This window comes from Enterobacter cloacae complex sp. P18RS, from assembly GCF_014982105.1.
Classification (GTDB): Bacteria; Pseudomonadota; Gammaproteobacteria; order Enterobacterales; family Enterobacteriaceae; genus Enterobacter; species Enterobacter hormaechei_C.
Window position 1 is genome coordinate 105315 of sequence record NZ_JADCKV010000002.1, and the last position, 11640, is coordinate 116954.

An 11640-nucleotide genomic window follows, 5' to 3' on the forward strand; every position below is an offset into this window, starting at 1 on the left:
GAGCTTGCTCCGGGGTTTTTCTTATCTGTTTAACCACATTAATCCCAGGGACTTCACCATGAAACTATTCGCCCAGGACTCGCATCTCGACCTTTCACATCCCCATGTGATGGGGATCCTGAATGTCACGCCTGATTCCTTCTCTGACGGCGGCACGCATAATTCGCTTATCGACGCGGTTAAACACGCGAATTTAATGATTAACGCGGGTGCCACTATCATTGACGTTGGAGGGGAGTCAACGCGGCCTGGCGCGGCGGAGGTTTCAGTGGAAGAAGAGCTGGCGCGCGTGGTGCCGGTGGTGGAGGCTATCGCCCGGCGCTTTGAAGTGTGGATCTCCGTTGATACCTCCAAACCCGAAGTGATCCGTGAAGTGGCGAGAGTGGGCGCTCACATTATCAATGATATCCGCTCGCTGACCGAGCCGGGCGCGATTGAAGCCGCCGCAGAAACCGGGCTACCGGTGTGTCTGATGCATATGCAGGGCCAGCCTAAGACAATGCAGGAGGCGCCAAAATATGACGATGTGTTTGCCGACGTCACCCGCTTCTTTATTGAGCATATCGAACGCTGTGAACGTGCGGGTATCGCAAAAGAGAAATTGCTGCTCGACCCGGGCTTCGGTTTCGGTAAAAATCTCTCACACAATTACGCGTTGCTTGCGCGCTTATCAGAGTTTCATCAGTTCGGCCTGCCACTGCTGGTGGGAATGTCGAGAAAATCGATGATTGGTCAGTTGTTGAATGTCGGGCCGAGCGAACGTCTGAGCGGCAGTCTGGCCTGCGCGGTGATTGCCGCGATGCAAGGTGCACACATCATTCGCGTCCATGACGTAAAAGAAACAGTAGAAGCCATGCGTGTGGTGGAAGCCACACTGGCAGCGAAGGAAAACAAACGCTATGAGTAATCGTAAATATTTTGGTACCGATGGCATCCGTGGGCGTGTAGGCGATGCGCCAATTACCCCTGACTTTGTCCTGAAGCTGGGCTGGGCGGCGGGTAAGGTACTGGCGCGTCATGGTTCCCGTAAGATCATTATTGGGAAAGATACCCGTATTTCGGGTTATATGCTGGAATCCGCGCTGGAAGCCGGGCTGGCGGCGGCGGGGCTTTCAGCTTCCTTTACGGGGCCAATGCCGACCCCTGCTGTTGCCTATCTGACCCGCACCTTCCGTGCGGAAGCGGGCATCGTCATTTCCGCTTCCCATAACCCGTTCTATGACAACGGTATCAAATTCTTCTCCATCGACGGCACCAAACTGCCGGATGACGTAGAAGAGGCGATTGAAGCGGAAATGGAAAAAGAGATCACCTGTGTTGACTCCGCTGAGCTGGGTAAAGCAAACCGTATTGTCGATGCCGCAGGCCGCTACATTGAATTCTGCAAAGGCACTTTCCCGAATGAGCTGAGCCTGGCACACCTCAAAATTGTGGTGGACTGTGCCAACGGTGCGACTTACCACATTGCGCCGAATGTGTTCCGCGAGCTGGGTGCCAAAGTGATCACTATCGGCTGCGAGCCGGATGGTCTGAACATCAACGAAGAAGTCGGCGCGACAGACGTGCGTGCCTTGCAGGCGCGTGTGCTGGCTGAAAAGGCCGATCTGGGTATTGCCCTGGATGGCGATGGTGACCGTGTGATCATGGTTGACCACGAAGGTAACAAGGTCGATGGCGATCAGATCCTCTACATCATTGCCCGTGAAGGCCTGCGTCAGGGGCAACTGCGCGGTGGCGCGGTGGGCACGCTGATGAGCAATATGGGCCTGGAACTGGCGTTGAAACAGCTGGGCATCCCGTTTGTTCGTGCGAAAGTGGGTGACCGCTACGTGCTGGAAAAACTCCAGGAGAAAGGCTGGCGTATTGGCGCGGAAAACTCCGGCCACGTGATCCTGCTCGATAAAACCACCACCGGTGACGGTATTGTGGCGGCGCTTCAGGTTGTTGCCGCGATGGCGCGTAACCATATGAGCCTGCACGATCTGTGCAGCGGCATGAAAATGTTCCCGCAGATTCTGGTCAATGTGCGTTTCACCGCGGGTAAAGGCGACCCGCTGGAAAATGATAACGTGAAAGCGGTGATGGCAGAGGTGGAAGCGACTCTTGGCAGCCGTGGGCGCGTCCTGCTGCGTAAGTCGGGTACCGAGCCGCTGATCCGCGTGATGGTGGAAGGCGAAGACGAAGCGCAGGTAACTGAATTTGCGCACCGTATTGCGGATGCAGTCAAAGCTGCATAATCTTTCAGAATAAGTGTTTAAAAAGGCGGCGTTTGCCGCCTTTGTTTTAAGCAATGAATGGCTTTTTGCTGTTTTTTTCCGCAGTTGATACAATGCCTCGAAAATGCCCTTGCGAAGGTGATTCGCTTTGGTTAGTATTCACACCCGCTTCAGTGGGAAACAAAATCCTGCTAATTGGTCGAAGCATTGGTATGCGGCAAATCCGCAAGGAACAGGTTGATTATGTACGAAGCTCTTTTAGTTATTTTCCTTATTGTAGCCATCGCTCTCGTAGCGCTGATTATGCTACAGCAAGGTAAAGGCGCTGATATGGGAGCCTCCTTCGGAGCAGGCGCTTCCGGTACGCTGTTCGGTTCAAGTGGTTCTGCGAACTTCATGACCCGTACGACGGCGATTCTGGCTACGCTGTTCTTCATCATCAGTCTGGTGCTGGGCAATATCAACAGCAACAAGACCAGTAAAGGAAGCGAGTGGGAAAATCTGAGCGCGCCAGCAAAAACTGAGCAAACTCAGCCAGCTGCACCGGCTAAGCCAACCAGCGATATCCCGCAGTAAGTATTCCGTACCGAGGTGGTGGAATTGGTAGACACGCTACCTTGAGGTGGTAGTGCCCTAACGGGCTTGTGGGTTCGAGTCCCATCCTCGGTACCAATATTCCAGAAGAAAGACGTCGCAAGACGTCTTTTTTTTCGTCTGTACATTCTGTGTATCCGATCTTTTGTAGGGCGGGTAAGCGCAGCGCCACCCGCCGTTTTGCCCGGTGGCGCTGCGCTTACCGGGCCTACGAAGACCACAAAAAAGGCGCCCAATGGGCGCCTTTTGCATGACTTGCTGTCGATTATTTCTTATCGCTGTGTTCCAGGTTCTCAACCTGAGGGAGGCCATTACCGGAACTGGCGGAGAGCAGGCCATTCTCAACATAGTTGAACAGCTTCTCACGGGTATCGGTGATGTCCAGGTTACGCATGGTCAGCTGGCCAATACGATCGTCCGGAGAGAACACTGACTCACCTTTCTCCATGGTCAGACGCTCTGCTTTATAGGTCAGGTTGTCAGACACGGTATTGAGGATGGAGTAATCATTGCCGCGACGCAGTTCCAGGGTCACTTCGCCGGTGATTGCGCTTGCCACCCAACGTTGCAGGGCGTCACGCAGCATCAGCGCCTGTGGATCAAACCAGCGACCCTGATACAGCAGTTTGCCCAGCTGACGGCCATGAGAGTGATACTGCTCAATGGTGTCTTCGTTGTGAATACCGGTCAGCAGACGCTCGTAAGCGATGTGCAGCAGCGCCATCCCCGGAGCTTCGTAAATGCCGCGGCTTTTCGCTTCGATGATACGGTTTTCGATCTGATCGCTCATACCCAGCCCGTGACGACCGCCGATGCGGTTTGCTTCCAGCATCAGTTCAACATCGTCGGAGAAGGTTTTACCGTTCAGGGCAACCGGATGACCACGTTCGAAACGCACGGTCACTTCTTCCGCCGGGATCTTCACGTTCTCATCCCAGAACTTCACGCCCATGATCGGGTTAACAATTTTTACGCTGGAGTTCAGGAATTCCAGGTCTTTCGCTTCGTGCGTCGCACCCAGAATGTTGGAGTCGGTTGAGTAGGCTTTCTCAACGGACATCTTGTAGTCAAAGCCGCAGGCAATCATAAACTCAGACATTTCATGACGGCCACCCAGCTCGTCGATGAAGTCGGTATCCAGCCACGGTTTGTAGATCTGCAACTCGGCGTTGGTCAGCAGGCCATAACGATAGAAACGTTCAATATCGTTGCCTTTATAGGTGCTACCGTCCCCCCAGATGTTCACGCCATCTTCTTTCATGGCGGCAACCAGCATAGTGCCGGTGACGGCACGACCCAGCGGGGTGGTATTGAAATAGGTCAGGCCGCCGGTCGTATTATGGAAAGCACCGCACTGGATTGCGGCAATCCCTTCGGCAACCAGCTGCTTACGGCAGTCGATCAGACGTGCGTTCTCTGCGCCATATTCCATGGCACGACGAGGAATCGCGTCATAATCTTCCTCGTCCGGCTGACCCAGGTTCGCAGTATATGCATAAGGAACCGCTCCCTTCTGGCGCATCCACAGCAGTGCAGCGCTGGTATCCAGGCCGCCAGAAAAAGCGATGCCAATACGTTGTCCTACCGGGAGATGCTTGAGAATCGTCGTCATATAATAAAACCCTGCTTGATTGACTGATTAGAGACCGCTTTCGCTCTCGATGCATGTTTATGCAAAATAAGTGAGTATTCATTTAATCATCTTTTATCGACGACCGAAAGAGACGTGTGCGTTTTTTGTAAAAATTTCCCTTTTATTGCCCTGGCTGAAGTTGGGTTGACAGGTGGGGTCAACTATCAATATACTGAACGCCGATTTTACGTCCCGTCTTCGGTACCAAATCCCAGCATTATTTGCAAATTCTGTCCAAAACGCGTAGAATTTGCCACGTTTCAGGCGCGGGGTGGAGCAGCCTGGTAGCTCGTCGGGCTCATAACCCGAAGGTCGTCGGTTCAAATCCGGCCCCCGCAACCACTTTCCCATAAAGTTCTTTTTCAAATATACTGTGAAGACTTAGAGCCTTCGTAGCTGGATTTGAAAAAATGCTTTCGGAGAGTGCTCCAGGCCACAGTTGTGGCTATAGGGTTCAGTTATCTAAAGCCCCGATTTATCGGGGTTTTTTGTTATCTGACTACAGAATAACTGGGCTTTACGCCCTTTTTTTATGTCTTGGGGGTGGGCTTGTCCACATTAGAGCAAAAATTAACAGAGATGATTACTGCGCCGGTCGAAGCACTGGGCTACGAACTGGTCGGCATCGAATTCGTTCGCGGCCGTACATCCACACTGCGCATCTATATTGATAGTGAAGATGGCATCAATGTTGATGATTGTGCTGATGTCAGCCACCAGGTGAGTGCGGTTCTTGATGTTGAAGATCCGATTACCGTTGCGTACAACCTGGAAGTTTCCTCACCTGGCCTCGATCGTCCGATGTTCACGGCCGAGCACTACGTGCGCTTTACCGGTGAAGAAGTGGCTCTCGTTCTGCGTATGGCCGTACAGAACCGCCGTAAATGGCAGGGAATTATCAAAGCCGTTGATGGTGAAATGATCACGGTGACAGTCGAAGGCAAAGATGAAGTGTTCGCGCTGAGTAATATCCAGAAGGCGAACCTGGTTCCCCACTTTTAACAGTCTGGATTGAGGTGAAAAGCCCGCGATGAACAAAGAAATTTTGGCTGTTGTTGAAGCCGTCTCCAACGAGAAATCACTGCCGCGTGAGAAGATTTTCGAAGCGCTGGAAAGTGCACTGGCTACAGCAACCAAGAAAAAATACGAACAAGAGATCGATGTTCGCGTAGAAATCGATCGTAAAAGCGGTGACTTCGATACATTCCGTCGTTGGGTAATCGTTGAAGAAGTGACCCAACCGACCAAAGAGATCACCCTGGAAGCGGCACGTTTTGAAGACGAAAGTCTGAACGTGGGTGACTACGTTGAAGATCAGATTGAATCTGTTACCTTCGACCGTATCACCACCCAGACCGCGAAGCAGGTTATTGTGCAGAAAGTGCGCGAAGCCGAGCGCGCGCTGGTTGTCGATCAGTTCCGCGATCAGGAAGGCGAAATCATCACTGGTGTGGTGAAGAAAGTGAACCGCGACAACATCTCTCTGGAGATCAAATCCGAAGGGCTGCCGGGTAACGCTGAAGCCGTGATCCTGCGTGAAGACATGCTGCCGCGTGAAAACTTCCGCCCAGGCGACCGTATTCGTGGTGTGCTGTATGCCGTACGTCCTGAAGCGCGTGGTGCACAGCTGTTCGTGACGCGTTCTAAACCAGAAATGCTGGTTGAACTGTTCCGTATCGAAGTGCCGGAAATCGGCGAAGAAGTTATCGAAATCAAAGCGGCGGCCCGCGATCCGGGTTCCCGTGCGAAAATTGCGGTGAAAACCAACGACAAGCGTATCGACCCGGTCGGTGCTTGCGTCGGTATGCGTGGCGCACGTGTTCAGGCGGTTTCTACCGAACTGGGCGGCGAGCGCATTGATATCGTTCTGTGGGACGATAACCCGGCGCAGTTCGTGATCAACGCAATGGCACCGGCTGATGTGGCGTCTATCGTTGTTGACGAAGACAAACACACCATGGATATCGCTGTAGAAGCGGGCAACCTGGCGCAGGCGATTGGCCGTAACGGTCAGAACGTACGTCTGGCGTCACAGCTGAGCGGCTGGGAACTCAACGTGATGACCGTTGATGACCTTCAGGCCAAGCATCAGGCTGAAGCCCACGCGGCGATCGATACCTTCACCAAATACCTGGACATTGACGAAGACTTCGCCACTGTGCTGGTTGAAGAAGGTTTCTCTACGCTGGAAGAACTGGCCTACGTGCCAATGAAAGAGCTGCTGGAAATTGACGGTCTGGATGAACCAACCGTTGAAGCCCTGCGTGAACGCGCTAAAAACGCACTGACCACCCTGGCGCTGGCTCAGGAAGAAAGCCTTGGCGATAAGAAGCCGGCTGATGACCTGCTGAATCTGGAAGGTCTTGATCGTGCGATTGCGTTCAAGCTGGCTGCCCGTGGTGTTTGTACGCTGGAAGATCTCGCTGAGCAAGGCGTTGATGACCTGGCCGATATCGAAGGTTTAACCGACGAGAAAGCCGGCGAACTCATCATGGCCGCACGTAATATTTGCTGGTTCGGCGACGAAGCGTAATAAACTGTAGCAGGAAGGAACAGCATGACTGATGTAACTGTAAAATCGCTGGCTGCTGAGATTCAGACCTCCGTGGACCGCCTGGTACAGCAATTTGCTGATGCAGGGATCCCGAAGTCCGCTGATGACTCGGTGACCGCGCAAGAAAAACAAACCTTGTTAGCGCACCTGAACCGTGAACACGGCTCTACGCCTGACAAGTTAACGCTACAGCGTAAAACGCGTAGCACGTTGAACATCCCTGGTACCGGTGGCAAAAGCAAGTCGGTACAAATTGAAGTCCGCAAGACGCGCACCTTTGTAAAACGTGATCCGCAAGAGGCAGAACGCCTTGCCGCGGAAGAGCAGGCACAGCGTGAAGCGGAAGAACAAGCTCAGCGTGAGGCAGAAGCCACTGCCAAACGTGAAGCAGAATTAAAAGCTGAACGTGAGGCCGCAGAAAAAGCGAAACGCGACGCCGGTGAAAAAGCGAAGCGTGACGCTGCGGAAAAAGACAAAGTGAGCAATCAACAGACCGACGAAATGACCAAAACTGCCCAGGCTGAAAAAGCCCGCCGTGAAAATGAAGCTGCCGAGCTGAAGCGTAAAGCGGAAGAAGAAGCCCGCCGCAAGCTTGAAGAAGAAGCTCGCCGCGTCGCCGAAGAAGCGCGTCGCATGGCAGAAGAAAACGAGAAGAACGGTGTGAATACCGCTGAACCAACTGAAGATACCAGCGATTATCACGTCACCACGTCTCAGCATGCGCGTCAGGCAGAAGACGACAACGACCGCGAAGTTGAAGGTGGTCGTGGCCGTACTCGCAGTGCAAAAGCTGCGCGTCCTGCGAAAAAAGGTAACAAACACGCCGAATCAAAAGCTGACCGTGAAGAAGCGCGTGCAGCGGTTCGCGGCGGTAAAGGCGGCAAGCGTAAAGGTTCCGCTCTCCAGCAGGGCTTCCAGAAGCCTGCTCAGGCCGTTAACCGTGACGTTGTGATCGGCGAAACCATCACCGTTGGCGAACTGGCTAACAAGATGGCGGTGAAAGGCTCTCAGGTCATCAAAGCGATGATGAAACTGGGCGCAATGGCCACCATCAACCAGGTCATCGACCAGGAAACCGCACAGCTGGTTGCCGAAGAGATGGGCCACAAAGTTATCCTGCGTCGTGAAAACGAGCTGGAAGAAGCAGTCATGAGCGACCGTGATACGGGCGCAGCGGCTGAACCGCGCGCACCGGTCGTGACCATCATGGGTCACGTTGACCACGGTAAAACCTCTCTGCTTGACTACATTCGTTCTACTAAGGTTGCCTCCGGCGAAGCGGGTGGTATTACCCAGCACATCGGTGCTTACCACGTAGAAACCGAAAACGGCATGATCACCTTCCTGGATACCCCAGGCCACGCAGCGTTTACCTCAATGCGTGCTCGTGGTGCTCAGGCAACGGATATCGTTGTTCTGGTTGTTGCTGCCGACGATGGCGTGATGCCACAGACCATTGAAGCTATCCAGCACGCGAAAGCGGCGCAGGTGCCTCTGGTTGTCGCAGTTAACAAAATCGATAAGCCAGAAGCCGATATGGATCGCGTGAAGAACGAACTGTCCCAGTACGGCGTTATGCCGGAAGAGTGGGGCGGTGAAGCGCAGTTCATCCCTGTATCTGCAAAAGCAGGTACCGGTATCGACGACCTGCTGAACGCTATCCTGCTTCAGGCTGAAGTTCTGGAGCTGAAAGCGGTTCGTAAAGGTATGGCGAGCGGCGCGGTAATCGAATCCTTCCTGGATAAAGGTCGTGGTCCGGTTGCAACCGTTCTGGTTCGCGAAGGTACTCTGCACAAGGGCGACATTGTTCTGTGTGGTTTCGAATACGGTCGCGTTCGTGCGATGCGTAACGAACTGGGTCAGGAAGTGCTGGAAGCGGGTCCGTCCATTCCAGTGGAAATTCTCGGCCTGTCCGGTGTTCCGGCTGCCGGTGACGAAGTCACCGTGGTACGTGACGAGAAGAAAGCGCGTGAAGTCGCTCTGTATCGTCAGGGTAAATTCCGTGAAGTGAAGCTGGCTCGTCAGCAGAAATCCAAACTCGAGAACATGTTCGCCAACATGACCGAAGGCGAAGTTCACGAAGTGAACATCGTTCTGAAAGCGGACGTTCAGGGTTCTGTGGAAGCGATCTCCGACTCCTTGCTGAAACTGTCTACCGACGAAGTGAAAGTGAAGATCATCGGTTCTGGCGTAGGTGGTATCACCGAAACCGACGCAACCCTGGCAGCAGCGTCCAACGCGATCCTGGTTGGCTTCAACGTTCGTGCTGACGCATCTGCGCGTAAAGTGATTGATGCTGAAAGCCTGGATCTGCGTTACTACTCCGTCATCTATAACCTGATTGACGAAGTGAAAGCAGCGATGAGCGGCATGCTGTCTCCTGAGCTGAAACAGCAGATCATCGGTCTGGCTGAAGTACGTGACGTGTTCAAATCACCGAAATTCGGTGCGATCGCGGGCTGTATGGTTACCGAAGGGACCATCAAGCGTCACAACCCAATCCGCGTACTGCGTGACAACGTGGTTATCTACGAAGGTGAGCTGGAATCCCTGCGCCGCTTCAAAGATGACGTTAACGAAGTCCGTAACGGCATGGAATGTGGTATCGGCGTGAAGAACTACAACGACGTTCGCGTTGGCGATATGATCGAAGTGTTCGAGATCATCGAAATTCAGCGTACCATCGCGTAATCTTCGTCAACTGAAGATTAATTAGCGTAGGCCGGGTAAGCGAAGCGCCACCCGGCAGTAATTTTAAAAAGGGGCTTAAGCCCCTTTTTTGTCTGGAGAATTTATTATGGCGAAAGAATTTGGTCGCCCACAGCGCGTCGCGCAGGAGATGCAGAAAGAGATCGCTCTCATTCTGCAACGTGAAATCAAAGATCCACGCGTGGGTATGATGACCACCGTGTCTGGCGTGGAAATGTCCCGCGACCTGGCGTACGCCAAAGTGTTTGTTACTTTCCTGAATGACCAGGATGAAGACGCCGTGAAGAACGGCATTAAAGCGTTGCAGGAAGCCTCTGGTTTCATCCGCTCTCTGCTTGGCAAAGCAATGCGCCTGCGTATCGTGCCAGAGCTGACCTTCTTCTACGACAACTCGCTGGTTGAAGGTATGCGTATGTCCAACCTGGTGACCAGCGTGGTGAAACATGACGATGAGCGTCGTGTTAACCCGGCGGACGACAGCAAGGAGGACTGATGAGTCGTCCTCGTCGTCGCGGTCGTGACGTGCATGGCGTGCTGTTGCTGGATAAACCACAGGGCGCATCCAGCAACGACGTGCTGCAAAAAGTGAAGCGTATTTATAACGCCAACCGTGCAGGGCACACTGGCGCGCTGGATCCGCTGGCAACCGGCATGCTGCCGATCTGCCTGGGGGAAGCGACAAAGTTTTCCCAGTACCTGCTGGATTCGGATAAGCGCTACCGCGTGATTGCCAAACTGGGCCAGCGCACGGATACCTCCGATGCAGATGGCCTGGTGGTGGAAGAGCGCCCGGTGACCTTCAGCGCGGAGCAACTTGATGCGGCGCTGGACAGCTTCCGTGGTGATACGCTACAGGTGCCGTCGATGTATTCGGCGCTGAAATATCAGGGCAAAAAGCTCTACGAATATGCGCGTCAGGGCATTGAGGTTCCGCGTGAAGCTCGTCCGATTACCGTGTATGAGTTGCTGTTCATTCGCCACGAAGGTGATGAACTCGAGCTGGAAGTACACTGTTCGAAAGGGACCTATATCCGCACCATCATTGATGACCTCGGTGAAAAGCTGGGCTGCGGCGCGCATGTGATTTATCTGCGTCGTCTGGCGGTCAGCAAATATCCGGTCGAACGCATGGTGACGCTTGAGCATCTGCACGCCCTGGTTGAACAGGCGCAAGCGCAGGGCGTTGCGCCAGCCGATCTGCTGGACCCGCTGCTGATGCCAATGGACAGTCCGGCAGTGGACTTCCCGGTTGTTAATCTTCCTTTAACATCGTCCGTTTACTTTAAGAACGGAAACCCGGTTCGCACATCGGGCGCGCCGCTTGAGGGCCTGGTACGCGTGACGGAAGGTGACGAAGGGAAATTCATCGGTATGGGCGAAATGGACGGCGAAGGGCGTGTGGCGCCGCGTCGTCTGGTCGTCGAATATCCGGTCGAAGCGTGACGGTGATAACGCCTCACCTTGCGATAAGCAGGGGAGACGAGTAGAATATCGCCGCTTAACGCCTGGTAAATTGTTTAACAATCTGCGGGGCGTACATGGGATAGCTGAATTAGAGATCGGCATCCTTACATTCTTTATACTTTGGAGTTTGAAAATGTCTCTAAGCGTTGAAGCTAAAGCTAAAATCGTTTCTGAGTTTGGTCGTGGTACTAACGACAGCGGTTCTACCGAAGTTCAGGTTGCACTGCTGACTGCACAGATTAACCACCTGCAAGGTCACTTTGCAGAGCACAAAAAAGATCACCACAGCCGTCGTGGTCTGCTGCGTATGGTTTCTCAGCGTCGTAAACTGCTCGACTACCTGAAGCGTAAAGATGTTGCACGCTACACCGCGCTGATCGAGCGTCTGGGCCTGCGTCGCTAATTCTTGCGAGTTTCAGAAAAGGGGGCCTGATGGCCCCTTTTTTCAACCAGACGGCAGCAATTCAATG

Annotated in this window: 10 protein-coding genes and 2 tRNA genes; 11 read left to right on the forward strand and 1 reads right to left on the reverse strand. The window is 53.5% G+C overall.

Annotated elements, in window-relative coordinates:
- Positions 1–58 precede the first annotated feature (58 nt).
- The 4 genes from folP (at position 59) to INF61_RS00630 (ending at position 2888) form a co-directional block, all read left to right on the forward strand.
- The gene (folP, locus tag INF61_RS00615; protein ID WP_032655232.1) at positions 59–907 is read left to right on the forward strand and encodes a dihydropteroate synthase; all 849 of its coding nucleotides are present in this window, start codon (positions 59–61) and stop codon (positions 905–907) included.
- Entirely contained in the window at positions 900–2237 is a 1338-nt protein-coding gene (gene glmM / locus INF61_RS00620) for a phosphoglucosamine mutase (RefSeq protein WP_003861804.1), read from the forward strand. The genes folP and glmM overlap by 8 nt, the downstream gene beginning before the upstream one ends.
- A 222-nt stretch (positions 2238–2459) precedes the next feature.
- Complete coding sequence (secG, locus tag INF61_RS00625) at positions 2460–2792, forward strand: preprotein translocase subunit SecG (RefSeq protein WP_003861803.1); 333 nt, start codon at positions 2460–2462, stop codon at positions 2790–2792.
- 9 nt (positions 2793–2801) lie between these two features.
- Positions 2802–2888 (forward strand) — tRNA-Leu (locus INF61_RS00630).
- Positions 2889–3075: 187 nt separating this feature from the next.
- On the opposite strand, the gene argG is transcribed toward INF61_RS00630, so the two are convergent.
- Complete coding sequence (gene argG / locus INF61_RS00635; RefSeq protein ID WP_193547443.1) at positions 3076–4422, reverse strand: argininosuccinate synthase; 1347 nt, start codon at positions 4420–4422, stop codon at positions 3076–3078.
- A 286-nt stretch (positions 4423–4708) separates the two neighbouring features.
- On the opposite strand from argG, the gene INF61_RS00640 reads away from it, so the two are divergent.
- The 7 genes from INF61_RS00640 to rpsO all read left to right on the forward strand — a co-directional run bounded on the left by INF61_RS00640 (position 4709) and on the right by rpsO (position 11573).
- A tRNA-Met gene (locus INF61_RS00640) sits at positions 4709–4785 on the forward strand.
- Positions 4786–4992: 207 nt separating this feature from the next.
- The gene (gene rimP / locus INF61_RS00645; protein WP_014833432.1) at positions 4993–5445 is read left to right on the forward strand and encodes a ribosome maturation factor RimP; all 453 of its coding nucleotides are present in this window, start codon (positions 4993–4995) and stop codon (positions 5443–5445) included.
- A 28-nt stretch (positions 5446–5473) separates the two neighbouring features.
- Positions 5474–6976, forward strand: coding sequence for a transcription termination factor NusA (gene nusA, locus INF61_RS00650; protein ID WP_003861798.1), 1503 nt, complete (start codon positions 5474–5476; stop codon positions 6974–6976).
- A gap of 24 nt (positions 6977–7000) precedes the next feature.
- Entirely contained in the window at positions 7001–9688 is a 2688-nt protein-coding gene (gene infB, locus INF61_RS00655) for a translation initiation factor IF-2 (protein WP_006812117.1), read from the forward strand.
- 106 nt (positions 9689–9794) lie between these two features.
- Positions 9795–10199, forward strand: coding sequence for a 30S ribosome-binding factor RbfA (gene rbfA / locus INF61_RS00660; protein ID WP_003861793.1), 405 nt, complete (start codon positions 9795–9797; stop codon positions 10197–10199).
- Positions 10199–11149 carry a tRNA pseudouridine(55) synthase TruB gene (truB, locus tag INF61_RS00665; RefSeq protein WP_017693918.1) on the forward strand — a complete coding sequence of 317 codons (951 nt, stop codon included), beginning with the start codon at positions 10199–10201 and terminating at the stop codon, positions 11147–11149. The genes rbfA and truB overlap by 1 nt, the downstream gene beginning before the upstream one ends.
- Positions 11150–11303: 154 nt before the next feature.
- A complete protein-coding gene (rpsO, locus tag INF61_RS00670; protein WP_003861789.1) occupies positions 11304–11573 on the forward strand; it encodes a 30S ribosomal protein S15 in 270 nt (89 codons plus the stop codon).
- The last annotated feature ends 67 nt before the right edge of the window (positions 11574–11640 follow it).

Excerpts from the sequence above, each read along its gene's own strand:
- secG (WP_003861803.1), top strand. The coding sequence starts at position 2,460 with ATGTACGAAGCTCTTTTAGTTATTTTCCTTATTGTAGCCATCGCTCTC.
- rpsO (WP_003861789.1), top strand. The coding sequence starts at position 11,304 with ATGTCTCTAAGCGTTGAAGCTAAAGCTAAAATCGTTTCTGAGTTTGGT.
- glmM (WP_003861804.1), top strand. The coding sequence starts at position 900 with ATGAGTAATCGTAAATATTTTGGTACCGATGGCATCCGTGGGCGTGTA.
- folP (WP_032655232.1), top strand. The coding sequence starts at position 59 with ATGAAACTATTCGCCCAGGACTCGCATCTCGACCTTTCACATCCCCAT.
- rbfA (WP_003861793.1), top strand. The coding sequence starts at position 9,795 with ATGGCGAAAGAATTTGGTCGCCCACAGCGCGTCGCGCAGGAGATGCAG.
- nusA (WP_003861798.1), top strand. The coding sequence starts at position 5,474 with ATGAACAAAGAAATTTTGGCTGTTGTTGAAGCCGTCTCCAACGAGAAA.
- infB (WP_006812117.1), top strand. The coding sequence starts at position 7,001 with ATGACTGATGTAACTGTAAAATCGCTGGCTGCTGAGATTCAGACCTCC.
- truB (WP_017693918.1), top strand. The coding sequence starts at position 10,199 with ATGAGTCGTCCTCGTCGTCGCGGTCGTGACGTGCATGGCGTGCTGTTG.
- argG (WP_193547443.1), bottom strand. The coding sequence starts at position 4,422 with ATGACGACGATTCTCAAGCATCTCCCGGTAGGACAACGTATTGGCATC.